The 23,775-nt window shown below is 69.4% G+C and carries 28 protein-coding genes; 13 read left to right on the top strand and 15 right to left on the bottom strand.

The features are described from left to right. Positions 1-29: 29 nt before the first annotated feature. From ACRDPN_RS14120 to ACRDPN_RS14160, 9 genes are read right to left on the bottom strand one after another with little or no spacing between them, the layout of a single operon-like run. Positions 30-686, bottom strand: a complete 657-nt coding sequence (locus ACRDPN_RS14120) for a response regulator (RefSeq protein WP_431449169.1) — start codon at positions 684-686, stop codon at positions 30-32. Next, positions 683-1,846, bottom strand: a complete 1,164-nt coding sequence (locus tag ACRDPN_RS14125; protein ID WP_431449171.1) for a sensor histidine kinase — start codon at positions 1,844-1,846, stop codon at positions 683-685. The genes ACRDPN_RS14120 and ACRDPN_RS14125 overlap by 4 nt, the downstream gene beginning before the upstream one ends. Then, a complete protein-coding gene (locus ACRDPN_RS14130; protein WP_431449173.1) occupies positions 1,843-2,730 on the bottom strand; it encodes a type II secretion system F family protein in 888 nt (295 codons plus the stop codon). Before ACRDPN_RS14130 ends, ACRDPN_RS14125 begins: the two co-directional genes overlap by 4 nt. Then, entirely contained in the window at positions 2,730-3,650 is a 921-nt protein-coding gene (locus ACRDPN_RS14135; protein WP_431449175.1) for a type II secretion system F family protein, read from the bottom strand. Before ACRDPN_RS14135 ends, ACRDPN_RS14130 begins: the two co-directional genes overlap by 1 nt. After that, entirely contained in the window at positions 3,641-5,014 is a 1,374-nt protein-coding gene (locus ACRDPN_RS14140; protein WP_431449177.1) for a CpaF family protein, read from the bottom strand. Before ACRDPN_RS14140 ends, ACRDPN_RS14135 begins: the two co-directional genes overlap by 10 nt. Beyond that, positions 5,011-5,355, bottom strand: coding sequence for a TadE/TadG family type IV pilus assembly protein (locus ACRDPN_RS14145; protein ID WP_431449179.1), 345 nt, complete (start codon positions 5,353-5,355; stop codon positions 5,011-5,013). The genes ACRDPN_RS14140 and ACRDPN_RS14145 overlap by 4 nt, the downstream gene beginning before the upstream one ends. Then, positions 5,352-6,944, bottom strand: a complete 1,593-nt coding sequence (locus ACRDPN_RS14150; RefSeq protein WP_431449181.1) for an AAA family ATPase — start codon at positions 6,942-6,944, stop codon at positions 5,352-5,354. Before ACRDPN_RS14150 ends, ACRDPN_RS14145 begins: the two co-directional genes overlap by 4 nt. After that, positions 6,944-7,666, bottom strand: coding sequence for a Flp pilus assembly protein CpaB (gene cpaB, locus ACRDPN_RS14155; RefSeq protein WP_431449183.1), 723 nt, complete (start codon positions 7,664-7,666; stop codon positions 6,944-6,946). The genes ACRDPN_RS14150 and cpaB overlap by 1 nt, the downstream gene beginning before the upstream one ends. Continuing rightward, positions 7,663-8,514: a hypothetical protein gene (locus ACRDPN_RS14160; RefSeq protein ID WP_431449185.1), complete on the bottom strand. Its 852-nt coding sequence runs from the start codon at positions 8,512-8,514 to the stop codon at positions 7,663-7,665. The genes cpaB and ACRDPN_RS14160 overlap by 4 nt, the downstream gene beginning before the upstream one ends. 100 nt (positions 8,515-8,614) lie before the next feature. Here ACRDPN_RS14160 and ACRDPN_RS14165 point away from each other — a divergent pair, with 100 nt between their 5' ends. Genes ACRDPN_RS14165 through ACRDPN_RS14180 form a run of 4 tightly spaced genes read left to right on the top strand, consistent with a single transcriptional unit; the run spans position 8,615 to position 12,924 of the window. Continuing rightward, positions 8,615-10,495: a vWA domain-containing protein gene (locus ACRDPN_RS14165; RefSeq protein ID WP_431449187.1), complete on the top strand. Its 1,881-nt coding sequence runs from the start codon at positions 8,615-8,617 to the stop codon at positions 10,493-10,495. A gap of 29 nt (positions 10,496-10,524) precedes the next feature. After that, positions 10,525-11,397, top strand: coding sequence for a DMT family transporter (locus tag ACRDPN_RS14170; protein ID WP_431449189.1), 873 nt, complete (start codon positions 10,525-10,527; stop codon positions 11,395-11,397). Between the two features lie 54 nt (positions 11,398-11,451). Beyond that, on the top strand, positions 11,452-12,648 hold the full coding sequence (locus ACRDPN_RS14175) for an acyl-CoA dehydrogenase family protein (RefSeq protein WP_431449191.1): 1,197 nt from the start codon (positions 11,452-11,454) through the stop codon (positions 12,646-12,648). A gap of 57 nt (positions 12,649-12,705) precedes the next feature. Then, positions 12,706-12,924 carry a hypothetical protein gene (locus tag ACRDPN_RS14180; RefSeq protein ID WP_431449193.1) on the top strand — a complete coding sequence of 73 codons (219 nt, stop codon included), beginning with the start codon at positions 12,706-12,708 and terminating at the stop codon, positions 12,922-12,924. A gap of 11 nt (positions 12,925-12,935) precedes the next feature. Here ACRDPN_RS14180 and ACRDPN_RS14185 read toward each other — a convergent pair whose 3' ends face one another. Both ACRDPN_RS14185 and ACRDPN_RS14190 read right to left on the bottom strand, forming a co-directional pair. Beyond that, positions 12,936-13,751 (bottom strand): hypothetical protein, encoded by an 816-nt coding sequence (locus tag ACRDPN_RS14185; protein WP_431449195.1) that lies wholly within the window; start codon positions 13,749-13,751, stop codon positions 12,936-12,938. A gap of 67 nt (positions 13,752-13,818) precedes the next feature. After that, positions 13,819-14,481 (bottom strand): PsbP-related protein, encoded by a 663-nt coding sequence (locus tag ACRDPN_RS14190; protein ID WP_431449197.1) that lies wholly within the window; start codon positions 14,479-14,481, stop codon positions 13,819-13,821. 121 nt (positions 14,482-14,602) lie between these two features. Between ACRDPN_RS14190 and ACRDPN_RS14195 the strand changes: the two genes are divergently transcribed. From ACRDPN_RS14195 to ACRDPN_RS14215, 5 genes are read left to right on the top strand one after another with little or no spacing between them, the layout of a single operon-like run. After that, a complete protein-coding gene (locus tag ACRDPN_RS14195) occupies positions 14,603-15,079 on the top strand; it encodes a general stress protein (RefSeq protein ID WP_431449199.1) in 477 nt (158 codons plus the stop codon). A gap of 1 nt (position 15,080) precedes the next feature. Next, complete coding sequence (locus tag ACRDPN_RS14200; protein WP_431449200.1) at positions 15,081-16,124, top strand: DUF2332 domain-containing protein; 1,044 nt, start codon at positions 15,081-15,083, stop codon at positions 16,122-16,124. A gap of 14 nt (positions 16,125-16,138) precedes the next feature. Then, entirely contained in the window at positions 16,139-16,648 is a 510-nt protein-coding gene (locus ACRDPN_RS14205; protein WP_431449202.1) for a MaoC family dehydratase, read from the top strand. A gap of 2 nt (positions 16,649-16,650) precedes the next feature. Then, positions 16,651-17,193: a hypothetical protein gene (locus ACRDPN_RS14210; RefSeq protein ID WP_431449204.1), complete on the top strand. Its 543-nt coding sequence runs from the start codon at positions 16,651-16,653 to the stop codon at positions 17,191-17,193. After that, a complete protein-coding gene (locus tag ACRDPN_RS14215) occupies positions 17,193-17,759 on the top strand; it encodes a histidine phosphatase family protein (protein WP_431449206.1) in 567 nt (188 codons plus the stop codon). Before ACRDPN_RS14210 ends, ACRDPN_RS14215 begins: the two co-directional genes overlap by 1 nt. Before the next feature lies 1 nt (position 17,760). Here ACRDPN_RS14215 and ACRDPN_RS14220 read toward each other — a convergent pair whose 3' ends face one another. From ACRDPN_RS14220 to ACRDPN_RS14230, 3 genes are all read right to left on the bottom strand, one after another. Then, positions 17,761-18,138 carry an NUDIX hydrolase gene (locus ACRDPN_RS14220; protein WP_431449208.1) on the bottom strand — a complete coding sequence of 126 codons (378 nt, stop codon included), beginning with the start codon at positions 18,136-18,138 and terminating at the stop codon, positions 17,761-17,763. 115 nt (positions 18,139-18,253) lie between these two features. Beyond that, positions 18,254-18,640, bottom strand: coding sequence for a hypothetical protein (locus ACRDPN_RS14225; RefSeq protein ID WP_431449210.1), 387 nt, complete (start codon positions 18,638-18,640; stop codon positions 18,254-18,256). 99 nt (positions 18,641-18,739) lie between these two features. After that, positions 18,740-19,558, bottom strand: coding sequence for an alpha/beta fold hydrolase (locus tag ACRDPN_RS14230; protein ID WP_431449212.1), 819 nt, complete (start codon positions 19,556-19,558; stop codon positions 18,740-18,742). Positions 19,559-19,819: 261 nt separating this feature from the next. On the opposite strand from ACRDPN_RS14230, the gene ACRDPN_RS14235 reads away from it, so the two are divergent. Genes ACRDPN_RS14235 through ACRDPN_RS14250 form a run of 4 tightly spaced genes read left to right on the top strand, consistent with a single transcriptional unit; the run spans position 19,820 to position 22,600 of the window. After that, on the top strand, positions 19,820-20,452 hold the full coding sequence (locus ACRDPN_RS14235) for a TetR/AcrR family transcriptional regulator (RefSeq protein WP_431449214.1): 633 nt from the start codon (positions 19,820-19,822) through the stop codon (positions 20,450-20,452). Between the two features lie 31 nt (positions 20,453-20,483). After that, positions 20,484-21,098 (top strand): DUF6758 family protein, encoded by a 615-nt coding sequence (locus tag ACRDPN_RS14240; protein ID WP_431449216.1) that lies wholly within the window; start codon positions 20,484-20,486, stop codon positions 21,096-21,098. Between the two features lie 57 nt (positions 21,099-21,155). Continuing rightward, positions 21,156-21,986, top strand: coding sequence for a PHP domain-containing protein (locus tag ACRDPN_RS14245; protein WP_431449218.1), 831 nt, complete (start codon positions 21,156-21,158; stop codon positions 21,984-21,986). Further along, the gene (locus tag ACRDPN_RS14250; protein WP_431449220.1) at positions 21,983-22,600 is read left to right on the top strand and encodes a MarC family protein; all 618 of its coding nucleotides are present in this window, start codon (positions 21,983-21,985) and stop codon (positions 22,598-22,600) included. The genes ACRDPN_RS14245 and ACRDPN_RS14250 overlap by 4 nt, the downstream gene beginning before the upstream one ends. Before the next feature lie 143 nt (positions 22,601-22,743). On the opposite strand, the gene ACRDPN_RS14255 is transcribed toward ACRDPN_RS14250, so the two are convergent. Next, the coding region (locus ACRDPN_RS14255; protein ID WP_431449222.1) for a DUF1116 domain-containing protein at positions 22,744-23,775 on the bottom strand (1,032 nt) is incomplete at its 5' end.

Below are 23,775 nucleotides of genomic sequence, written 5' to 3' on the forward strand. Positions count from 1 at the left end.
GCCTGAAGGCCCAGGCCGGGCCCAGGTTCTCAGGCGTCCCGGTTGGGTCCGGTCGCTCCCAGCCAGAGGCTGATCGCCTCCGCGCGGGTGGTGACGCCGAGCTTCGGGAAGATGTTGTTGAGGTGGTTCTTGACCGTCTTCTCGGCGAGGAAACACACGCGGGCGATCTCGCGGTTGCTCTTCCCGGTGGCGACGTGCTCCATCACCTCCGCCTCTCGTGTCGTCAGTCCCCAAGCGTGACGATCGGCGGCCGGGCGTTGCGGCGTCTGGCCCGCGAGCAACGCCTTGGCGGCCGCCGGACCCAGCACCGACGAGCCACGGGATGCGCTCACGACGGCCGCGACGATCTCGTCGGGTTGGTGTGCGCCGTGCACGAGGTAGCCCTTGGCCCCGGCGGCCATGGCCCCGCGGATGACGTCGAGATCGTCGGTGTAGGTGAGCATGACGACGTTCGTGGTCGGCGACATCTGGGTCGCCGCCCCGACGCCGTCGAGCCCGGGCATGCGCACGTCGCACAGCACGACGTCGGGGTCGAGCTCGGCGTTCATGCGCACCGCGGCCTCGCCGTCGACCGCCTCACCGACGACCTCGATGCCCACGTGGGCGTCGAGCAGGTTGCGCAGACCCATGCGCACGATGGCGTTGTCGTCGACGATGAGCGTGCGGATGACGTCGGTGACGGTCATCGTGCCCCCCTCAGTGAGCCGTTGGTGTTCGCCTTCGCCGTGCGTGGTGCGCGAATGGTGACCAGCGTCCCGTTACCGGGCGCACTGGTGATGTCGAGTGTGGCGCCGATCGTCTGGGCGCGCTCGTGCATGCCGACGACGCCGAAGTGGTCGTCGGGGGTGTGCCGTGGGTCGAAGCCGACGCCGTCGTCGCGCACACTCAGCATGATGTGCTTGCAGTCGCCGGAGCAGTCGATCTCGACCGCGCAGGCGCCGCTGTGCCGGCGAACGTTCTCGACGGCCTCGGCCGCGATCGCGACGAGCTCACGTTTGATGACGTGGTCGCAGTCGCCCACACCCTCGACGGTCAGGCTCGTCGGCAGGCCGCCCTGCTCGAGGTCGGACGACAGGGTCCGGAGCTGCTGCGCGAGGGTGCGGTCGTCGGCGTCGACGCGCAGGTCGAAGAGGATGGCGCGGGCGTCCTGCGACGCCGACTCGGCGGCGTCCTGGAGCTCGCGGGCCTTCTCGGCGAGCACCTCCGGCTGGTGCTCGGCCCAGGCCGACAGTGAAGCAGCGGCCAGACCGATGCCGTGCAGCGACTTGGCCACCGAGTCGTGCATCTCGCGGGCCAGGCGGCCCCGTTCGCGCTCACGGGCGGCGGCCTCGGACAACATCCGCGCGCGTCCCTGCTCGCGCATTGCCGCGATGTGGAGCGCGCGTGTGAGGGAGCCGAGCGCGCCCACGGTGGCATAGGTGATCGGGACGAGGAGGGCCGCCATGACCGTGACTGACTCACCCTGCTCGATCGTGATGAGCAGGTAGGCCGAGATGAGCACGGCCATCACGGCGGCGGCGAAACGCGGCGTCAACAGGATGCCGATGAGCACCGCGGTGGACAGCGAGTACAGGATGATCGGGCTCTGGCTGCCCAGGACGGCGGCGATCAGGGCGGCGATGAGGACGTCCACCACGAGCAGGATCGGGTGCGCGGCGACTTTGCGGGTGAGCAGGTTGGTGCTGTACAACCCGACGGTGCTGGTGACGGTGATGAAGCCGATCGCGCTCAGTCCGACGGCGCTGTCGATGGCCTCACCGGGCAGTAGCACCACGAGCAGGAGCGAGGCCAGACGGATCAGGAACGCGAAGCGCACGACCTGCTCGACGAGCACGCGATCCGTCATCCGAGGAGTCCTCCGAGGTCGACGTCAGCACCCAGCCACATGCCGACGCCGATGATGACGATGGTTGGCGGCACCATCATGGTCGAGACGAGCAGGGTCACGCGGGGAACCATGCGGGCGGCTCGCTGGCGCGCGCGCTGCGCGGCGTCGCGGCGGCTGTCCCTGGCGATGCCGTTGAGGGTGTCGGCGAGTGGGGCACCGAGCTCCTCGGCCTGCAGGAAGGCGGAGACGAACGCCGACATCGACTCGGAGTCACACCGGTCGCGCAGGTTGGAGAAGGCCTGGCGGCGAGGCACCCCGACGTCGAGCTGGTGCAGCGTGAACGCGATCTCCTCGCGCAGCGGGCCGGAGAAGCGGGCGCTGACCCGATCGAGGGCGGAGCGGAAGCCGATGCCCGCGCCGACCGTGACCGCCAGCACGTCGAGCAGGTCCGGCAGGCCGTCGTCGATGACGGTGCGGCGGCGGCGCTGCTGGCCGGCGAGCCGCGAGAACGGCAGGATCGGCGCGGCGGCCAGGGCGAGCAACGCCGAGAGCAGGTTGCCGAGCAAGAGCATCGTCAGTGCCGCGATCCCGAAGAAGATCGCGTACTTGACCATGAGCTGCAGGAACGTGTCGACGGTCATGCCGTCGGGGCGGCCCGCGAGGTCGATCCGGCGCCGGATGTTGCCGACCACCCGGGGGCCGAGGAGCACACCGAGCTGCGGCGCGGTCCGACGCATGAGCCTGTCGAGAGGCCCGACCCTACGACGGCGACGGTTCTCGTCGCGCAGGAGCGCGATGTCGGCGACGTCCCAGCCCTCCAGCGCATCGGCGCGGGCCATCCGCCAGCCACCGAGGAAGACGACGAAGCAGGCGGCGAAGCCGAGGCCGTAGGCGATGGCCATCAGATCTTGATCCTCGTCATGCGGCGCACGGCCCAGATGCAGCCCGAGTACACGACGACGGCGAAGATCAGGGCGCCGAGACCGATCGGGCTCTGCAGCATCTTGTCGACGGTGCCGGAGTTGAGTCCCTCGAGCAGGAACAACGAGGCTGCGCCGACGCCGAGCACGGCGTAGGCCGTGGAGACAGTCTGTGCGTAGGTCGTGCGAATCTCGCGGCGGACCTCCTTGCGGATCTCCAACGTGTCGGAGATGTCGCGCAGCGCGGTCACCAGGGCTCCGCCGGAGCGGGCGCTGACGACGAGTGCGCTGACCAGGACGCCCAGCTCGCGTGACGGCAGGCGCCTCTCGAGGTTCGACATCGCGGTGTCGAGGGCGACGCCGACGTTGATCTCGTCGGCGACGGTGCGCAGCTCGGAGCGGGCCGGTTCGGCGAGCTCGTCAGCGGCCATGGCGACCGCGGTGCGGATGGACAGACCGGCGGAGGAGGCGTTCGACAGGGTGCGCGCCAGCTCCGGCATCTGCCCGATGAAGTCCTCCTTGCGCTTCTCGCGCTGTTTGCGGATGTGTCCGCGAATGATCAGCCACCCGCCGTACATGCCGACGGGGAGCAGCAGCCAGGACAGGCTGGCGCCGAGTGCGACGCCGAGAGCGGAGCAGAACAGCGCCGACCCGAGCACGAGCTGGGACGGCGAGATGTTGAAGCCCAGCAGGGAGATCGCGTCCTGGATCTGGCGGCCCCAGCGGCTGCGGATGATGACCCGGTCGATGCGACTGCGGCGGGCGACGGCCTGCTCGAGAGCGAGGTCGGGGTTGACGGCGCGGGCCAGCGTCGCCTTGTCGCCGAGGTCGACCCAGAACTGGTACAGCCCGAAGACCACCAAGGCCGTCACGACGAAGGCGAGCAGCAGGGTCAGGGCCATCGCTCAGACCCTCCGCCGTCGGTGTCGTCGGGCTGGATGCTGCTCTCGGCGGGTAGCTGCTCGCCGGCGAGCTGGAGACGGCGGACGAACGACTGGGGGAGTGCCTGGGTGACGTGCCGGCCGCGCACGACCCGGTCGGCACCGATCGGCTCGGGGATGTACTCGGCGACGGTTTCCAGACGATAGGGATCCCGGCCGGTGGACGTCAGCAGGACCACCTCGGTCACCCGGCGCGAGCCGTCGGGGCCACGATCGAGCTGGACGACCAGGTCGATCGCGTTGTTCACCTGCTCCTGGACGGCGGCGAACGGCAGATCGAGGTCGCTCATGCTGGCGAGGGTCTCGGCACGGCTGAGAGCCTCGATGGGGCTGTTGGCGTGAATCGTGGTGAGCGATCCCTCGTGACCGGTGTTCATCGCCGAGAGCATGTCCATCGTCTCGCCGCCGCGAACCTCTCCGATGACGATGCGATCGGGGCGCATGCGCAGGCTGTTGCGCACGAGGTCGCGGATCGTGACCTGGCCTTTTCCCTCCACGTTCGGGGGGCGCGACTCCAGTCGGATGACGTGGTGCTGCTGAAGCGAGAGCTCGGCCGCATCCTCGATCGTGACGATGCGCTCACGCTCGGGGATGAAGGAGGAGAGCGAGTTCAGCAGCGTCGTCTTGCCCGAACCGGTGCCGCCGGACACCAGGATGTTGAGCTTCGCGCGGACGCTCGCGCCAAGGATCGCGGCCGAGGTCGCGTCCAGTGTCCCGCCGCCGATCAACTGCTCCATCGTGAACGGACGCGGGAACTTGCGGATCGTGACCACTGGCCCGTCGAGGGCGAGCGGCGGCAGGATGACGTTGACGCGTTCGCCGGTGCGCAGGCGCGCGTCGACCATTGGGCTCGACTCGTCGACGCGGCGGTTGACGGTGGAGACGATCCGGTCGATGGTCTGGAGGAGCTGCTCGTTGCTCACGAACTTCTCCTTCGCCAGCTCGACACGACCGAGGCGCTCGATGAAGATCTGGTCGGCGCCGTTGACCATGATCTCGGTGATGGCGTCGTCGGACAGCAGTGGTTCGAGAACGCCGAGACCCAGGGCCTCGGCCACCACGCGACGGATGAGGGCCGTGCGCTCCCGGCTGGACAACAGGGGTCCGCGCGAGGCGACGAGGTGTGTCATGACCCGCTCGAGGCGGGCCCGTCGCTGCGCCAGGTCGAGCTTCGACAGCTCGGTCAGGTCGATCTCGTCGAGCAGCTTCTCGCGGAAGTCGGCCACCATCAGGTCGTCGGTCTCGTCGCCGATGCCGGAGACCTGATGTTCGTCCGGGGTCTCGTGCCGGCTGACCTCCGTGTACCCGAACGTCTGGCGCTTCATGGCATCACCGTCTGCCGGGTGATGCGCAGGTTGTGGAAGGGGACGATGTCCGGGACGTCGAAGGTGGCACGCACGCCGTGGCCCGGCCCGAAGAGGTCGACGTCGCCCGCATCGACCTCCATCCAGCCCGGGACCGACTGGTTGACCACGAGGATCGGTGCCGGGTTGCCCTGTGAGGCGGCTCGTGCCGCCTGACGCACGGCGGTCTGCGCCGTGGTGATCGCGTACAGCGCCATCGCAGCCTGGATGAGCAGGAAGATCACAAACACCACGAGGGGGGCCATGCCGGCGACCTCGAGTGCCGTCGAACCACGCTCCTCGCGCCTTGACCGTGCCGTCATGAGTCGTTCTCCGCGATGATCGGGGTCTGCGAGGTGAAGACCAAGCCGTCGATCGCCACGCTGGGCAGCAACACCGGGAGCTGTCCCTTCACCTCGACGGTGTCGCCGGGCGAGAGCGTGACCGTGGTGTGGTCGCGGAACCACGGCGGCACCGCGGCGAGCGCATCGGCTCGAACCTGGGTGGGGTTCTCCTCGATCCCGGCACTGCGCGCGGCCTCGTCGGAAGCGTGGCTCGTGTAGGCCGCGGAGACTCCCCAGAGGCCGATCTGCCACAGGATGATCATCAGCAGCATGACGACGCTGATCAGACCGGTGAACTCCAGGGTGGCCTGCCCCTGCTCACCGGCGGGTTTGGGGTCGACCTCGATCGGGGTGGTCTTGCGGCGGAACAGCGAGCGCGGCTGCGGGGTGGGGGTCTGGGGCTCCGTCGCCGGCGGGACGCTGCCGACGACCTCGGCGAGCTCGCCGATCCGGTTCCACCACGCCTTGGCCTGAATCTCTGACGGGTCCTGGTGGTTGAGTCCCCGCTGGAGGACCTTGAACGCCTCGGGGAGTGTCTCGTCGATCGGCGCGGTGGGGAGGAGGCGAGCCGCGGTGTCGGGCTGGATGTCGCTGTCACGGCTCACGCGGTTGAGGACGACCTTGACCTTCTCGATGCTGCGTGCGCCGACCCGGCTCCACTTCTCCGCGGTGCGGTGCACGCCGCGCAGGGCCAGCAGGTCCGGAGTGGTGATCAGCAGCACCTCGTCGGCGGTCTCGACGGCGGCGGCGCTGGCCGGACTGACAACCGAGCCACAGTCGGCGATGACCAGGTCGAACTGCCGGCGCAGCGCCGCCAGGATGAGGATCGTCTCCCGCTCGCCGACGGCTCCCACGTCCTCGATCCGGGTGGGTCCGAGCACCGTCGACAGGCCGGACGGTGAGCGGTGCACGGCCGATCCGACCGTCTGTGCGGAGAGGTCGTCGGCGACCTTGGCGAGGTCGGAGATGTCGAGGCGGTGCTCGACTCCGAGGAAGTCGGCGAGGTCGCCGTTGTCCAGGTCGAGGTCGACGAGGCAGACACTGCGTCCCGGCACGCGGGTCACCGCGTCGTGCGCGAGATGTACGGCGAGCGTGGTGGTGCCGACGCCGCCCTTGGCGCCACTGACGGCGACGAGCTTGCCGCGCGACGCGAGCTCGGCATCATCGGAGTCGGACGACAGGTGCCTGCGCATCTGGACGACCCACTCGGCCGCTGCGGTGAGCCGGACTTGGAGGTCCTCGTGGGTGACCGGGTGCCGGAGCACGCCTCGTGCTCCGGCGTCCATGGCTGCGGCGAAAACCTCGGGGGAGAACTCCTCACTGAGCAGGACGAGAGCGGTGCCCGGGCGGCGGGCGACGATGTCACGGATCGTCTGGAGCACGGGCACGGGACCGACCAGCTCGTGGATCAGGACGATCTCGGGGTCGCGCTGGGCGACCAGCTGCTGGAGCCTGGACGTGGAGTCGGCGACGTCGACGATGGCGAAGTCGTCGAGCTCCTCGACCTGCGCCCGCAGCTCGTAGCCGGTGGTCTGGTCGGGGGCCGCGATCAGGACGGAGTGGGACATCACTCGCCTCCGCGAGGGATGCCCAGGTCGTCGGCGTCGACCTTGCTGCGCTCGCCCTCACGGTTGCTGGAGTTCGTGCCCGGGGGCAGCCCGACGAGACGGACGGTCTCGGCGAACGAGTCGGCGTACGTGACGGCGAGGGCGTCGCCCGGTCTCAGAGCGAGCGTGACGGGAACGACCTGCTGCTCCTGGAGCTCGTCGCGTGACGTGGTCTGCGTGCGTGTCTCGACGCCGCGAACCGAGACCACCCGGACGTTGCGCACGAGCACCTTGGACGACCCGGTGGCCGAGTCCTCGCCGAAGATCGCGTAGACGTCGACGAAGTCGCCCGTGCGGACCCGGCCCGCGATTCCGGTCTTCGCGTCGACGGTGAGCGCGATCTCTCGCTCGTCCTCGTTGAGCGTCGAGGCTGGGAGCAGCATGTCGTCGCCGACGTAGGTGCCGCTGCTGAGGTTGAAGGCGACCCGGCGACCGACGATGGACTGCAGCTCGTCCGAAGCCTCCTTCGCCGCCCACTTCTGGGGAACGTCCACGGCTTCGAGGTCGCCCTCGTCGACGACGGAGTAGGCCTCGATGTCCTTGACGGCGCGGTAGACCGTGGTGGTGGGAGCGATCTTGGCGTTGACCGAGCCGACGTAGCTGACGGCGACGAAGAACAGGGCGACGGCCGCAAGCCCGGCGAGCATCATGATGAGCACGCCGCGTCGTTGGCGAGGGTTCACGAGGGGACTCCTGAGGTGGCGAGGGAGGGGTCGGGACGGGCCGACATCCGGCAGACCGGACACGTGGGTCGGATGTGACGGATGCCGCAGGCCACACACGCCGTGACGCTCCGGTGGTCGGGCCGCGACTGGGTGTGGAACGAGAGGGGGACGGCCACCAGCTCGATGGCAGCGGCGGTGCCGAACATGTCGATCGGGTCGCGAACCGTGCTCAGCTCACTGATCGAGGTCGCGCTGAGAGCGTCGCGAACCGCACCGACGACCCATGACTTCGAGGCCGGTGAATGGACGAGGGCGTGGTCGGTCTTTTCAACGAGCCTGGCAATCGGGGCCCGTGAGGCGGGAAGCACCTCACGCGTGGGGCTGTGGACGGCCAGGAAACCGGACCCGGGCAACCAAGACCTGACGTGCTGGATCAAGCCGGGCGCCGGGTCGGTCAGGCCGGCGACGCTCGGCAGCCAGACCGCCGACCAGACCTGCTCGCGCAGGAGGTCGAGGGCCGAGAGCCGCCAGGCGATGACGTCGGCGGGCGAGGTCGAGGCGTCGGCATCGATGTCGTCGACGAGGGAGGAGATGACGCCGACGCACATCGGAGTTCCGGGCAGTGGTTCGACGCAGGCACGCAGGCCCGGATAGCGCACGGCCGCGAAGGTGACGAGTCGCCGGACCGCCTGGAGGTCGTCGGCCCTGCAGGTCACGAGCGGCAGCTCGCCGTTGCGGTGGATGGAACCGAGCAGGCTCTCGACGGCGTCGGGATGGCGGATGTCGGCGACGAGAAGACCGTCGTGATCGCCGGAGACCCCGAGCTCAGAACGCAGCGAGGTTACGAGCACAGCGCGGCTCTTCATACCCACCCCCGGTGTGTCGTTGTGGCGTCAGTCGATCGGCACTCTGACGCCAGCGAACCCGGCAGACGTTACACGGGCGCAACCAACTGAGGAAAATCCTGTGGCTACTGTTGAGCGCATGCTCGGGGGAGAGAACACGTCTTGGATCTGGCGCGCCGTCACGTGCGCCGTCATGCTCGGCCTCTTCGTCAGCGGCAGCTCTGCCGCCTCGGCGGACGACGAGTCGGTGCTGGGTCAGGACGGCGGGTCGTTGATCCTCGTGCTCGACGGTTCGGGCTCCATGAAGGAGCCGGCCGGCGGCGGCGACACCCGGATGGAGGAGGCCAAAGACGGCCTGAACGGGGTCATCGACGATCTTCCCCAGCAATCCAAGGTGGGACTGCGGGTCTACGGCTCGACGATCGAGGACGGTGCGGGCTCCTGCAAGGACACCGAGCTGCTGTCACCCGTCGACGACGTCGACCCCGCCGCACTGAAGGCCGGCGTCAAGCAGCTCAAGCCGCTCGGCAACACCCCGATCGCCCATAGCTTGGAGAAGGCCTACGAGGACCTCCCGTCAGATGGTCCGCGCAGCATCGTGCTGGTCTCCGACGGCGAGGAGAACTGCGGCGGAGACCCCTGCAAGGTCGCTCGAGAGCTCAAGGACAAGGGCGCGGAGTTCTACGTCGACGTGGTTGGTCTGCAGCTCAAGGGCAAGTCACGCAGCCAGATGACCTGCATCGCGTCGGCCGGCGGCGGCACCTACTACGACGTCAAGGACATCTCCCAGCTGCCCAGTGCCCTGACCCGTACGGCGGTCCGGGCAGCCCGTGGCTACGAGCCGGCCGGTTTGCCGATCGAGGGTGGCACTGAGGCGTCGAACGGCACCGACATCGACGACGGGCAGTGGCTCGACACCGTCGGCGACTCCGGCGAGGAGTACTACGCACTGCCGGATCCGGGCAAGGGAACCCTGCACGTGAGCGCGTCGACCCCGCCGTCAATCGGAAGCGGGGCGACGGCGGAACGCCTGGAGGTGGGAGTCTTCTCCACCGACGGCACCGAGTGCGGCCCCGGCGCGAATGGTTTCGTGCAGGGAGCCATCAACGCCGGATCGCCGCTCGTGGTGGGGTACTCCGCCACACCTGGCATCCGCAAGTCCTGCGGCGACGGTCCGTACGTCGCCAAGGTGACGGCGCCCGACGTCCAGGACGTCCAGCCTCTCGAGGTCCTCGTGCGCAGCGAGCCCGCCGTGACGTCCACGAATGGGCTGCCGCCAGGCTTCACGGAGGGATCGGGGTTCTCCGACGATGCCGAGGGACAGGCGCCGTCCGGGAAGCCCGTGTCGGTCGTCGGCGGACCAAACTTCTCGAGCGCGCCCCCCACGGAGCCAGGTCGGTACAGCGACTCGATCCTCGCCGGAGAGACCCTGTTCTATCGCGTCCCCGACGTCGCGTGGGGACAGCAGACGGTCTGCGACTTCACGCTCGGGTCGAGCGCCCAGGCTCAGGGCGTCCTGGACGACCTGGGTTTCGCCCTGCCGGTGCGCAGCCGCATCTTCGGTCCGTTGAAGTCGCCCATCGTCGACGCAACCGCCACCAGGAACACGGCTCAGTACAACGGCGGCGAGGACGCGGCTGTCCATGACGCCACTCCGCGGGTCGCGTACCTCAACCGGGACTCGAACCAGGGATCGCCGCTGGCGACGTCACTCGACGGCGACTTCTACTGCTCGGTGACGGCCCTGGAGACATCGGCGGCCGAGGTGGCCGACATCGGCGAGATCCCGGTGACCCTCGACGTGAGCGTCACCGGTGAGGCCTCGGGCGAGCCGGAGTACGTCTCCGATCCCAAGGAGTCCGCCAACGACCAGGCGGTCGACGACGCCGGCGGCCTGGGCTGGCCGTGGATCGTCGGCGGTGCGCTCGTTCTTGCCGTGCTGGCCGTCGGTCTGCTGGCTGCACTTCGTCGCCGTCGTGGTGACGAGGCCGCGCCCGCGTGAACGTGAACTAGCACCGACAGACTGTCCGGGTGACTCCGTTCCTCGCGATCGTCGCGGTCCTGGGTGTCTCGGCGTCCGGGCCGCTGATGGCCGGCATCGCTGCTCCGGCCTTCGCGATCGCCTTCTGGCGCAACGCGGCGGCCACCGTGCTGATCGCTCCGGTCGCCGTGGCGCGTTCGCGCGCGGAGCTCTCGCGCCTCGGCCGACGACACTGGATGGCCACCGCGCTGGCTGGGACGGCGTTGGCCGCGCACTTTGCCACCTGGGTGTCGGCGCTCAAGCTGACGTCGGTGGCAGCGGCGACGGCCCTCGTGGCGGCGCAGATCGTGTGGGTCGTGCTGTACGACCGGATGCGCGGCGTCCGTCTCGCGCCCTTGGTCGTGCTCGGCCTCGGTCTCGCCGTCGCCGGGGTGCTGGTGGTGACGGGTGTCGACTTCGCGCTGTCGAGCCGGGCCCTCGCCGGCGACGCGCTGGCTGTGGCCGGCGGCTTCTTCGCCGCCGTCTACCTCGTGGCCGGCCAGTCGGTGCGAACTCGGCTGTCGACCACCGGCTACACCGTCGCCTGCTACGGCATCTGCGCACTGATCCTCGGGGTGCTGTGCGTCGCCACCGGCACCGATCTCACCGGGTTCTCGACCCGCACCTGGCTGCTCATCGCGGCGGTCACCGTGTCAGCCCAGCTGCTCGGCCACTCCCTGCTCAACCATCTGCTCGCGGTCATGAGCCCGATCGTCATCTCGCTCCTGCTGCTGCTCGAGGTGCCCTGCGCGGCACTGCTCGCCGGTGTCTTCCTCGGACAGTCGCCGGCGTGGGGCGTCTACCTGGGGCTCGCGATGATCCTCGCGGGCCTCGCGGTGGTGACGTCTCAGCGTCCACCTCCCTCGCCGGTACAAGCGGATTGACGGATAGGATCACCGGGTCAAGATCCCGCTTTCCCCCCTTCATCAGGAGTTCCCATGGGTCGCCTCGCCACCACTGACGGTCTGACCGAGGAGCAGCAAGAGATCCTCAAGCTCGTCCGCCAGTTCGTCGAGAAGGAGATCCTGCCAGTCGCCACCGAGCTGGAGCACAAGGACGAGTACCCCACCGAGATCGTCGAGGGCCTCAAGGAACTCGGGATCTTCGGGCTGATGATCCCCGAGGAGTACGACGGGCTGGGCGAGTCGCTGCTGACGTATGCGCTGGTCGTCGAGGAGATCGCCCGCGGCTGGATGAGCGTCTCCGGCGTCATCAACACGCACTTCATCGTCGCCTACATGCTCATGCAGCACGGTACCGAGGAGCAGAAGAAGAAGTACCTCCCGAGGATGGCCACCGGCGAGGTGCGTGGTGCCTTCTCGATGTCCGAGCCCGCGCTCGGCTCGGACGTGTCGGCCATCTCCACCAAGGCGGTCAAAGGCGACGACGGCGACTACACGATCGACGGCCAGAAGATGTGGATCACCAACGGTGGCTCGTCGAACCTCGTAGCGGTGCTCGTCAAGACGGATGAGGGTGAGGACTCGGTCTACCGGAACATGACCACGTTCCTGGTCGAGAAGGAGCCGGGCTTCGGCGAGACGGCACCGGGCCTCACCGTGCCCGGCAAGCTCGAGAAGATGGGCTACAAGGGCGTCGACTCCACCGAGATGGTCTTCGAGGGCCACCAGGTCTCGGCCGACCAGATCCTCGGCGGCGTGCCCGGCAAGGGCTTCTACCAGATGATGGACGGCGTCGAGGTCGGCCGCGTCAACGTCGCCGCTCGTGCGGTGGGATTGGCCACCCGGGCGTTCGAGCTCGGCATCGCCTACTCCCAGCAGCGCGAGACGTTCGGCAAGAAGATCGCCGAGCACCAGGCCGTACTGTTCCGGCTCGCCGAGATGGCCACCAAGATCGAGGCCGCGCACGCAATGGTCGTCAACGCGGCTCGCAAGAAGGACGCCGGCGAGCGCAACGACCTCGAGGCCGGCATGGCCAAGTACCTCGCCTCGGAGTTCTGCCGCGACGTCGTGGAGGACTCGTTCCGCATCCACGGCGGCTACGGCTACAGCAAGGAGTACGAGATCGAGCGCCTCTACCGCGAGGCGCCGATGCTGCTCATCGGCGAGGGCACGGCCGACATCCAGCGCATGATCATCGGCCGCCGGTTGCTCGAGGAGTACAAGCTGCGCTGACCTGATGTAGCGGGTGCACCGAACCCGACGTGAGTTCGACGCACCCGCCACGTGCTGATGGCTGGCCGACAGGCCGGTAGGTCTGGCCGTTCGCCGTTCGCCAGACCCACTTCACGGTGTCGCCGAAGTACGGTCCAGCGCGACACCGTCCGGCCCGTCGACGCGCGGGCCAGCTGGCAGGAGTCGCTGGCGCTGCTCGACGAGGTCGGCGCGATGGACAGCACGGATCTGTCGCGTGCCGAGCTCGTCGACCTCATCGAGGGCGGGTCCGGCTGACGGCTAGCGGCTCAGGAACTGCCGGTCCAGCTCCAGCTGCTCAGCAGCTCGTCGAACGTGCCGCGGGCTTCGACCTCGCTGTCCGCGTTGGTGCTGAGCGCGACGGAGTAGGCGTTGCCCTCGTGGATGGTCAGGTAGGCGATCTGGACGATGTCGATGCCGTTTTGGTTGGACCGGCGGATCTCCGTGCCGATGGCGGTCTCGCCGCCGATCTCCGTCCCGTCGATCTGCTCCGGCGTGGCTTGCGTGGCGGCTGCCATGTTGGACTCCCACGTGGAGCGCAGCTCCTCGGGGTCGCTGACGCCGACCGCCGGTCCGATCTCGACGATGACGTTCGCCGGGGCGCCGTTGAACTGCTCGCCCCATGCGGTCACGGTGTCGATCGCGCCCGGCGGGTTGCCCGAGAGGGCCTGCTCGGTCACGTCGTGCCAGTCCTCCGGCAGGGCGTAGGAGTAGCCGTCGCCGGTGATCGTGTCCCCCGAGCTCCCGCCGCCGTCGTCATCGCCGCCGAGCAGCAGGATGCCGCCGACCGCGCCGCCGGCGAGCACGAGCGCGACGATCAGGATCATGGCGATCAGCGCGGTGCTGGACTTGCGCTTCTGCGGCGGCGGCCCGTAGGGCGGCTGGCCACCGGGAGACCCGTACGGCGGTTGCTGGCCGGGCGGAGGTCCGCCGGGAGGGGGCCCGGACGGTGGCTGCCCGGGCGGTTGCTGGCCATACGGCGGCTGGCCGTACGGCGGCTGCCCGGGCGGTTGCTGGCCATATGGCGGCTGGCCGTACGGCGGCTGCTGCGGGGGCTGCCCGTACGAAGGGGGCTGGCTGCTCACGAAGTCCTCACTTCCCTGCTGCCGGGTCGGCGGCCGGTACGACGACCGTTCCCGCCGTCACGGTTTCCTACGCCCACGACCAGCTGTCGAGGAGTTGGTCCAACTCCCCGGTCGCCTCCGCTTCGGAGTCGGCATGGGAGCTCATCGCGATCGAGTAGACCTTGCCGTCGTTGATCGTGAGATAGGCGACCTGGATCACGTCGATGCCCTGCTGCGTCGTCTCGACCCGGACCCCGAGGGCCGTCTGGCCGTCGATCGTCGTGTCGTCGATCGGTTCGGGCGTCGCCCCGACCGCAGTCCCGATGTTGGCCTCCCACGTGTCCCTGATCGACTCTGGGTCGGTCGTCCCGGACGCGGGCTGTACCTCGACGAGGATGTTGCTGCGGAAGCCTTCTACGTCGTCGTCGGCGCGTACGACGGAGTCGATGCCTTCGGTGCCACCCGCCGCGCTGGTGGCTTCCTCCCAACCCTCCGGGATCGCGTAGCTGTAGCCGTCGCCCTCAAGGGTTTCACTGCTGCTGCTCGCACTGTCGTCGTCTCCCGTGAGCAGCAGAGCCGCGCCGACGATGCCGGCGAGAGCCAGCACGACGATCACGACGACCACGATCAGCGTGGAGTTGGATTTGCGCTTCTCCAGTCGCGGGCCGTACGGCGACCGTCCGGGCGGCGGCTGGCCGTAGGACGACTGCTGTCCAGAGGAAGGTTGATTGCCGGGAGGTTGGGTGCTCAAAGGTGTCTCCCCGAGTCGCGTCGGTATCCACGCGAGCCTATCGGGCGGCCACGCGCGAGCCTCAGGCGCATTTCATTCCAGAGTGGGACGATGGAAGCAGTGAGTCCGAAGGGAGTCCGCCATGCCGATGAAGCTTCCTGTCCCGCCGTCGGGGACGACGGTGGGAAGCTACGACACCTACGAAAAGGCGCAGCGGGCAGTCGACTTCCTGTCCGACGAAGGCTTTCCGGTCCAGCACGTCACGATCGTCGGCAACGGGTTGCGGATGGTCGAGCGCGTCACGGGCCGGCTCGACCGCAACCGCGCCGCCGCGACGGGTGCCGTCGGTGGCGCCTGGTGGGGACTTTTCGCCGGGGTCATCCTGACGCTCTTCACCGCCGAGGAGAGCAACTGGTTCCTCCTCGTCATCCTCGCCGTCATCGCGGGCGCCGTCTTCGGCGCGATCATGGGCATCATCGGCTACGCGTTGACCGGCGGGAAGCGGGACTTCACCTCGACGAGCAGCGTCGTCGCGACGACGTACGACGTGCTCTGCCACCACCAGCACGCCGAGCAGGCGCAGAACCTGCTGACCAAGCTCGCCTGGCGCAGCAGCTGAGATGGGCGACCCCCGGGTTGACCACTTCCGTACGCAGGCCGCCGCCTGCGACACGCTCGGATCGCCGCTCTACGCCGCGCTGATCGACCGGCTCGCCGACGACCTCGAATCCGGCGGCCCGACGCACGAGGTGCTCGTCGGCTACGAGCACGACTCCGGCCCGTCCGCCCTGGCGCTGCGTCTGATGGGCGCCGTGCATCGACTCGTCCTGGAGGGCGAGGCGCCGGACCTCGCGGCGTGCTACCCGAGCGTCGGTGGCGACGCCGACGCCGATGCGGCCTGGCTCGCTCTCCGCGATCTCCTGGCGCGCGACCGCGACCGCCTCCTCCCCTTGCTCGACCAGGCGCCGCAGACCAACGAGGTCGGCCGTTCGGCCGCCCTGCTCGGTGGATTGCTGCACATCGCTCGCGAGTACCGACTGCCCATCTGGCTGCACGAGATCGGCGCCAGCGCGGGGCTGAATCTGCGAGCCGACCACTACCGCTACGTGACCGGCGGCGCCGACTGGGGACCAGAGGACAGTCCGGTCGTTCTCGAGGACGCTTGGCACGGGTCGCCGCCGCCGACCGACGCCAAGCTCGACATCGTCGACCGGGCGGGGAGCGACCTGGCACCGATCGACCCCGGCCGGCGAGACGGCCGGCTGCGACTGCTGTCCTACGTCTGGCCGGATCAGACGACGCGGCTCGCCCGGCTTCGGGGTGCGCTCGAGATCTCGGACCGAGTTCCCGTCACGGTGCGCCGCGAGGACGCCTTGTCGACGGTGCGCCGGCTCGCACTGGCGCCCGCCTGTGTCACCGTGCTGTGGCACTCGGTGATGTGGCAGTACCTGCCGCGAGCCGAGCGGCACGCCATCGACGAGCGACTCGACGCCCTGGGATCCGCCGCCACCAAGCGATCGGTCCTGGCCCGACTCACGCTGGAGCCGCAACGGCGTACTCCCGACGCGGAGCACGAGTTCCTCGTCGGGCTCCAGTGCTGGCCGGGCGAGCGGCGCATCCTCGGCGTGGCCGCTCCGCACGGCGTGCCGACGACCTGGGAGTGAGTAGGGTGCCGCTCATGCAGTTCGGGCGCACGTACGAAGAGTTCGAGGTCGGTGCGATCTACAAGCACTGGCCGGGCAAGACCGTCACCGAGTACGACGACCACTTGTTCTGCCTTCTCACGATGAACCATCACCCGCTTCACCTGGACGCGCACTACGCCGCGGAGACGACCCAGTTCGGCCGCAACGTCGTCGTCGGCAACTACGTCTACTCGCTGCTGCTCGGCATGAGCGTCCCCGACGTGTCGGGCAAGGCGATCGCGAACCTCGAAGTGGAGTCGCTGCGACACGTCGCGCCGACCTTCCACGGCGATACGATCTACGGCGAGACCACCGTGCTCGACAAGCGGGAGAGCACGTCCAAGGACGACCGGGGCATCGTCCACGTCGAGACCAAGGGCCACAACCAGGACGGCACCTTGGTCTGCGTCTTCCGGCGGAAGGTGATGGTGCCCAAGCAGAGCTACCTCGACGCGCGTGGTGGCGAGCAGCCGGGCCGACCCGAGCCGGCGGAGAACGAGTGACGATGCCCGTCGAGGAGACCGAGTCGCTGCGTCGCCTGCGCGACGAGCTGGGCCGGCTGTCGGCGGATCTCGAGCGAGTGCGGGTGCGCACCGCCGTGTGGCCGGTCCTCACGGTGGCCGTCCTGATGCTGTTCTGGCCGATCTTCAACCCGGCCGGAGCCACCGGCGTCGTGAACGGACTCGCCCAGTATCCCGCCGACGGCGAGCCGGTCACGGTGGCCGGCCTCTGGGGCGAAGCCCAAGACAGCGATCTGACGTTCATGACTCTGCTGATCGTCGTGGCGGTGGCCCTGCATCTCCTGCTGATCGTGGGTTTGGCCGTCATGGTCGACTCCGACTCGCCGGCCAGCCCGCGCTTCGTCCAGGTCGTGAGCCTGCTCTTCGGTGTGGCGTTCCTCGTCCTCGTCATCGGGATCAACCAAGACGACGGCGACGGCGGCTTCGGGCGAGAGGGCTACCAGCCCGGCGGAAGCTGGCTGCTGATGCTCGCGATGGCGGCGGCCGCGGCCGGTGTCGCGGCCTGGGTCCGGAGCGAGCAGAGCTGATGACCTCCGACACGACGCTGTGGCTGGCCCGACACGGGCAGACCGAGTGGAGTCGCTCCGGCCGCCACACCGGCACGACCGACCTGCCGCTGCTCCCGGAGGGTGTGGAGGCCGCCCGGAAGCTTGCCGACCGGCTGGACGGACAGCGGTTCGGCCTCGTGTTGACGAGCCCGCTGGCCCGGGCCCGCACCACCGCCGAGCTGGCCGGCTTCGCCGAGGCCGAGGTGACGCCGGACCTCGTCGAGTGGAACTACGGTGCCTACGAAGGGCTGACGACGGTCCAGATCCGTGAGCGCGTGCCCGACTGGACCGTATGGTCCGACGGCGTCCCGGACGGTGAGACCGCCGACGACGTCGCACATCGGGTCGACCGCGTCATCGCGCGGGCGCGGGACGGGGGCGGCGCGACGCTGGTGTTCGGGCACGGCCACTGCCTGCGCGCCCTGACCGCCCGCTGGCTCGGCCAACCGGTCGCCGAAGGCCGGCTCTATCGGCTCGACACCGCGACCGTGTCGACCCTCGGCTACGAACGCGAGACGCCGGTCATCCTGCGCTGGAACGCCTGAGTCAACCGAGCTCGCCCCAGTCCCGCAGGGTCTCCCGCAAGAGTGGGGTGAGCGGCAGTCGATCCAGCTCCGCATCGGGGACGAATCGCGCGTCGCCGGCGTCGTCACCAGCGCGGAGGGCGCCGCCGACCGTCCGGCAGACGTAGTCGTCGATGACGTACGTGCCGCCGCCCGGCGCTGGCCGCTCGACCTGGCCGACGTGGCGTACGACGTCGACGACGAGCCCGGTCTCCTCGGCCACTTCGCGTACACACGCCGCCTCGGCGGACTCGCCGGGCTCGATCCGGCCGCCGGGCAGCGACCAGGTGCCGGCCGCCGGGGGCCGCGACCGGAGGACCAGCAGCAGCCGTCCGCCGTCGTCGCGGACGAGCGCGCCCACGCATGGGATCCGCTCCGTCACCCCCGTTGGTTTACCACGATGTCGTGGTACACGCGCACTCTGCACGGCGTCGACGCCATGCGAAGTGACGACACGCCATGCAAAGTGCCGGACCTCAGCGGAGATTCGGCTCCACGAGTCGCGCGGTCCGCATGGCGACCGAGCAGGCCAGGCTCTGGCCGGCGCTGGAGTTGACCACGACGTCGACGCGGGAGGTGCCGGTGACGCCGATCGCCACCTGGCAGGAGTGCAGCGGTCCGACCGTCGGCCCGAGCGACCGGATCGCGTCGTGCGCGCCGATCCGCAGCGAGCGGCCGCCGCCGGGGATGACCGCCAGCCCGATGGTGTCTTGGACCCAGACCCGGACGGTGTCGCCCGGCGTCGCCAGTTCCCATGTGCAGGTTCGCGGGACGAGCGAGTCCTTCTCGCCCGCGCCGAGCCCGCGCCGGGTCGCGTCCGGCCTGGTGACGACGACCACCAGGGTCTTCCGTTGGCTGCTCATGATCGCTTCGTTCTGTCGATGGGGTGATGTCGAGAGACTCGCCGACCCCGGTCTTCAGATCGGCTTCGTCTCGACTTCAACCCGCTGGCGCGGAGCAGGTCACGCCTGGGACGCCAGCCAGCGCTGCAGGGTGGTGGCGAGCCGGACCGGCTGGTCGAGCTGGATCAGATGCCCGGCGTCGTCGATGATCTCGAGCCGCGCGCCGGGGATCGCTGCGGCCAGCCGGTCGGCGCGATCGACCGGAATCCAGGTGTCGTCGCGACCCCAGACGACGAGGACGGGCAGCTCCAGAGTCCCGTAGCGCGGCTCGATCTCGTCCGTGTATGCCTCGTCGGCCTGGCCGATCTGGCGATAGAACGCCGCCAGCCCTTCGTCGTCGAGCCACGGCCCGGCGAGCAGGTCGGACTGCTCCCGAGTGAGTCCGCGCCGGCTGGCCCCTGTGATGTACGCCCGCAGCGCACCCTCGTGGATCGCCGACGGCAACGACATGAACACATCGGTGTTGTCGCGTACGAGCCGGAAGAAGTCCGATCCCCATGGCGCCAGCGCGACGACGTCGACCAGCGCGAGCGAGGCATACGGCGCGTCGTGCAGCAGGTGGGCTCGAAGCGCTACGGCGCCGCCGTAGTCGTGGGCGACCACGTGCGGAGCGTCGAGCTCCCAATGGGCGAGGAGATCCGCGAGCAGCTCGCCCTGGACGTCGAGCGAGACGGTGTGGTCCGCGGCCTTCGACGACTCGCCGTAGCCGGGCATGTCCCACAGATACGTCGTGAACCCCGATGCCATCGCCGTCGCGAACGGTGCCCACAGCCGCGACGACCACGGCGTGCCGTGACAGAAGACGACCGCGGGACCTGATCCTTGGCGGCCCCATCGCACGCGCCGGCCACGCCAGGTGAACGTCTCGGTGAGCTGCATGCCGCACAGGGTTCCACAGCCGAGCCGACTGGATTCGCCGCGTACCCCAACCCGATCCGTCCGCCACGACGTCTGAGGTGCAGGAGCGACGAACCCGAGGGACACCGGAGGTCGATCGATGAGCGTCCGACAAGGCGAGACCGTCAAGCCACACGGGCGTGGCGCCCTCGCATCAGGTGTGCCAGGCTTCGATGGAAGGAGGCGCCTCGAGGCCTCCGCCTCGAGGCATCCCCTGCCGGCGGGAGACGGCAAGGAAGCACGATGCGTCGACGCGCGAGTCATCTGGGTCCGGAGAAGCGCCGGCCCATGGTGCTCGACGCGGCGCTCGAGGTCTTCGTCGAGAAGGGCTACTTCGCGAGCACCATGTCGGCCATCGCCGACGCGGCCGGGGTCACCAAGCCGGTCGTCTACGAGTGCTATCCCAACAAGGAGGGTGTCTACGCCGCGCTGCTCGATCGTGAGGAGCAGCGGCTGCTGACCGCGGTCCAGGCGGCGTTGCCCGAACGGATGGACGTCGGCGACCTCGGCAGCATGCTCGCCGGCGGCATGGCTGCGCTGTTCACCGCCGCGACGTCGGCGCCGAACTCGTGGCGGGTCGTCTACGACGCGCAGCACGGCCATCCACCAGCGGTCGCCGACCGGGTACACCAGGCGCGGCAGTCGATCCTGGGTGCGCTCACCGAGCTCGTCACGGCCTACCTCGCCGAGCGAGATGTCGAGGACCCCGGCAAGGTCGCGCCCGTGCTCGCGGAGGTGATCGCCTCGACGGCCGAGGCCGGCGTACGGATCCTGCTGTCCGGCTCCGGCGCCTGGCGACCGGTCGATCTGGCGGCGTGGCTCAGCGGGCTGCTGGTCGAGGGTGCCGACCGGCGTTTCGGGACGTCCGGTACTTGACCCGGCCTATCCGGCAGGGCACCTTCGGGGGATGGATCGGGCCAAGCGGTGCCCCCGTTGTGGGACGCCGGTGCGGTGCGACGAGCAGGGCCGGTGGTGGTGCTCCGTCGACGGAGTCGTGGCGCCGCTTGGGGCGTACGAAGAACCGTCGGTGCATGTGCTGCTGAAGCACATCACCGACGCCCAGCTGCCGACGTGGCTGCCGTGGCCGATGCCGGCGAACTGGTCGGTCTCCGGCGTCGGCCGTGCCGGGGACGGACCCGAGCAGGCCACCGTGCTCGCCTGCAGCGGTCCGGATCCGATCGCCGGGGACGCCGACCTGGTTCTGGTCTGCGAGGAGCCCGGTGTCGGTCTCGGCACCTTCTACGCCGGCGCGGTCGGGCTCGACGTGGGCCGCCAGATCAGCGGCTTCCCCGCCGCGACCCGGATCCTGGCCGGCCAGCATGTCGCGCCGTTGTGGTGGGTGGGGGAGCGCGACGACCGTGACGTCCTGGTCGGGGAGGCGTCCGGCCGTTGGCTGTGGATCATCGGGTGGCCGGCGACGGCCGGCGCCATGATTCGCGACGGGCTGACCTTCGTCGACCTGCGGACTCTGCTCGGCCAACTCGACGTGATCCCGCTAAGCGGCCTGTCGCGACGCCTGTAGGAGTTGTCGGACACGAGTGTCCCAAGATGCCGGGTTTGCGACCGATACGCTGGCGCGGTGTTGATCGACCTGCACACCCACTCGAACTGTTCCGACGGAACGGATTCGCCTGCTGAGCTGATTCGCCATGCCCGAGACGCGTCGCTCGATGTGTTGGCGTTGACCGACCACGACACGTCGGACGGATGGGATGAAGCGCGCCGAGCGGCTGCGGCTCAGGAGCTCCAGCTGGTTCCGGGCATGGAGATCTCCTGCCTACACGCCCGGGCGGGCGTTCATCTGCTGGCCTATTACCTCGACCCGGACTATCCGCCGCTCGCCGCGGAGCTCGACAAGATTCGGGCCGGCCGGATCAATCGACTGCCTGCGATGCTGGCCGGGTTGCGCGAGGCGGGCATCGCCATCACCCAGGCGGACGTCGACGGCGTCTCGACTGAAGCCTCGTCGCCCGGCCGGCCGCACGTCGCGGACGCGCTTGTCAAGCTGGGAGTCGTACGCAATCGGGAGGAGGCCTTCGACCGCTACCTCGGATGGGGGCGGCCCGGCTACGTCTCGCACTACGCCACCGAGCTGGCCGAGATGCTCACCCTCGTACGACAGGCGGGCGGCGTCAGCGTCGTCGCCCACCCATGGGGCCGCGGCAGCCGGCGAGTGCTGACGGCCGGCGTCCTGGCGGACCTCGCCGCGATCGGACTGACCGGCATCGAGGTCGACCATCTCGACCATGACGCGGCGGCGCGGGCGCAGCTGACGGAGATCGGGTCGGAGCTGGGTCTGGTCGCGACCGGCGGCAGCGACTACCACGGCACCGGCAAGCTCGATCACCCGCTGGGTGGCGAGACCACCGATCTCGAGCAGTTCGAACGGCTGCAAGCCGCGGTGCCATGAACGGCGTCGTCAACGGCACCCTGCTGGCGGAGGTCTTCGTCACGCTCTTCGTGATCATGGACCCACCTGGCACCATTCCGCTCTTCCTCGCCCTCACCAGCAAGGAGACGCCGCGGCAGCGCAACCGCCAGGCCTGGCAGGCCGTTGCCGTCGCGTTCTTGGTGATCGTGTCGTTCGCCCTATTCGGCCGGCAGCTGCTGACGTACCTGCACATCTCGCTACCGGCCTTGCAATGCGCCGGCGGGCTGTTGCTGCTCCTGGTCGCGCTCGAACTGCTGACCGGCAAGGAGGAGACACCCAGCGAGACCAAGGACGTCAACGTCGCCCTCGTACCGCTCGGCACGCCACTGCTCGCCGGACCGGGCGCGATCGTCGCCACGATGGTGTTCGTCGAGCGCGTCGACGACTGGCCGACCTTCGCGGCGGTGGCGCTCGGGGTGATCGGGGTCCATCTCACGCTGTGGCTCTTCATGCGCTATTCGGTCGTGGTCCTGCGGGTGATCAAGGAGTCCGGCGTCACCCTGGTGACCCGGATCAGTGGGTTGCTGCTGTCCGCGATCGCGGTGCAACTGGTCGCGGATTCGATCCGCGCCTTTATCGCCGGCGAGGGCTGACCATCGGCCACTGCAAGCCCTCTTTGTTGCCGGCGATGCTCGCTGGCGCCGCTTGAGTTAGGACCTAACCTCGCTGTCATCGCGTCCACACCGACGCTAACTCGGAACTCGAGGGTCAGATGGTGGGGGATAGCGATGCGGTGTCAGGGAACCGTATCGGCGAGAGCCGCTAGTGCGGCGGGGAAGATCTCGGCCGGTGGCGTCACGAGCCCGGCGCCGACCTGACCGACGCCGGCGACCCGGCCGGCCATGCCGGTGTTGATCTGGGGCAGGATCCCGGTCCGGCACACCTTGGTCACGTCGATGCCGGTCGGGACGCCGCGGAAGTCGAGCACCGGCACCGACCAGCGGGGGTTGTCGCCGAGGGTGATCTCGTGCATCCGCCGGGTCGTGGCGAGCGCGTCGGGCACGGTGCCGCCGACCAGCCGCACGATCGCCGGCGCCGTCGCCATCGCGAAGCCGCCGATGCCGGCGGTCTCGGTGATCGCGGAGTCGCCGATGTCGGGGTTGGCGTCGTCGGGCCCGTAGTCGCCGAGGTAGAGGCCGTCGGCGAGCTGCGCCGGGCCGGTGAACCACTCGTCGCCGGTGCCCGCGACCTGGATGCCGAAGTCGGTGCCGTTGCGCGCCATCGCCACCACCATGGTCGATCCGTCGATCCCGCGGGCCGCGTCCAGCGCGAGCTTGCAGGCGGGCATCGCGAGGTTGAGGAAGAAGTGGTCGTTGCCGCCGATGAACCGCACCGCTTCGGCCACGTCGGCTGCGTCGGCGCCGGAGGTCACCATCGCCGGGCCGAGGTCGCGGAGCAGCATCTGGGTGCCGGCCCGGTTGCGGTTGTGGGCCTCGTCGCCCATGTTCAGCATCTGGGTGAGGATCGCGGTGATGTCGACCGGCGCCGCCGCGCGTACCGCCGTCTGGAGCAGCGGGCCGAGCGTGCTCGACATCCACCGCAGCCGGTCGAGGACTTCGGGGGAGTACGCGCCGTAGCGCAGCACCTTGCCGAGTCCCTCGTTGAGCGAACAGTACGTACGCCGGCCGGACGCCTGATCCTCCAGGACGCACATCCACATCGAAGGGGACACGACGCCTGCCATCGGCCCGACGGCGCCATGGTGATGGCACGGCTCCAGACTCAGATCGGAGCCGCTGGCCAGTATCGGCGCGGCGCGCTCGGGGTC

The sequence above is a fragment of the Aeromicrobium sp. genome (assembly GCF_050700635.1).
GTDB lineage: Bacteria > Actinomycetota > Actinomycetes > Propionibacteriales > Nocardioidaceae > Aeromicrobium.

Coding starts and splice junctions, on each gene's coding strand:
- ACRDPN_RS14200 (WP_431449200.1), top strand. CDS start 15,081: ATGGGCGACCCCCGGGTTGACCACTTCCGTACGCAGGCCGCCGCCTGC.
- ACRDPN_RS14125 (WP_431449171.1), bottom strand. CDS start 1,846: ATGACGGATCGCGTGCTCGTCGAGCAGGTCGTGCGCTTCGCGTTCCTG.
- ACRDPN_RS14120 (WP_431449169.1), bottom strand. CDS start 686: ATGACCGTCACCGACGTCATCCGCACGCTCATCGTCGACGACAACGCC.
- ACRDPN_RS14250 (WP_431449220.1), top strand. CDS start 21,983: ATGAACGGCGTCGTCAACGGCACCCTGCTGGCGGAGGTCTTCGTCACG.
- ACRDPN_RS14215 (WP_431449206.1), top strand. CDS start 17,193: ATGACCTCCGACACGACGCTGTGGCTGGCCCGACACGGGCAGACCGAG.
- ACRDPN_RS14225 (WP_431449210.1), bottom strand. CDS start 18,640: ATGAGCAGCCAACGGAAGACCCTGGTGGTCGTCGTCACCAGGCCGGAC.
- ACRDPN_RS14205 (WP_431449202.1), top strand. CDS start 16,139: ATGCAGTTCGGGCGCACGTACGAAGAGTTCGAGGTCGGTGCGATCTAC.
- ACRDPN_RS14140 (WP_431449177.1), bottom strand. CDS start 5,014: ATGAAGCGCCAGACGTTCGGGTACACGGAGGTCAGCCGGCACGAGACC.
- ACRDPN_RS14195 (WP_431449199.1), top strand. CDS start 14,603: ATGCCGATGAAGCTTCCTGTCCCGCCGTCGGGGACGACGGTGGGAAGC.
- ACRDPN_RS14145 (WP_431449179.1), bottom strand. CDS start 5,355: ATGACGGCACGGTCAAGGCGCGAGGAGCGTGGTTCGACGGCACTCGAG.
- ACRDPN_RS14210 (WP_431449204.1), top strand. CDS start 16,651: ATGCCCGTCGAGGAGACCGAGTCGCTGCGTCGCCTGCGCGACGAGCTG.
- ACRDPN_RS14160 (WP_431449185.1), bottom strand. CDS start 8,514: ATGAAGAGCCGCGCTGTGCTCGTAACCTCGCTGCGTTCTGAGCTCGGG.
- ACRDPN_RS14175 (WP_431449191.1), top strand. CDS start 11,452: ATGGGTCGCCTCGCCACCACTGACGGTCTGACCGAGGAGCAGCAAGAG.
- ACRDPN_RS14180 (WP_431449193.1), top strand. CDS start 12,706: ATGGCTGGCCGACAGGCCGGTAGGTCTGGCCGTTCGCCGTTCGCCAGA.
- ACRDPN_RS14135 (WP_431449175.1), bottom strand. CDS start 3,650: ATGGCCCTGACCCTGCTGCTCGCCTTCGTCGTGACGGCCTTGGTGGTC.
- ACRDPN_RS14240 (WP_431449216.1), top strand. CDS start 20,484: ATGGATCGGGCCAAGCGGTGCCCCCGTTGTGGGACGCCGGTGCGGTGC.
- ACRDPN_RS14230 (WP_431449212.1), bottom strand. CDS start 19,558: ATGCAGCTCACCGAGACGTTCACCTGGCGTGGCCGGCGCGTGCGATGG.
- ACRDPN_RS14150 (WP_431449181.1), bottom strand. CDS start 6,944: ATGTCCCACTCCGTCCTGATCGCGGCCCCCGACCAGACCACCGGCTAC.
- ACRDPN_RS14235 (WP_431449214.1), top strand. CDS start 19,820: ATGCGTCGACGCGCGAGTCATCTGGGTCCGGAGAAGCGCCGGCCCATG.
- ACRDPN_RS14130 (WP_431449173.1), bottom strand. CDS start 2,730: ATGGCCATCGCCTACGGCCTCGGCTTCGCCGCCTGCTTCGTCGTCTTC.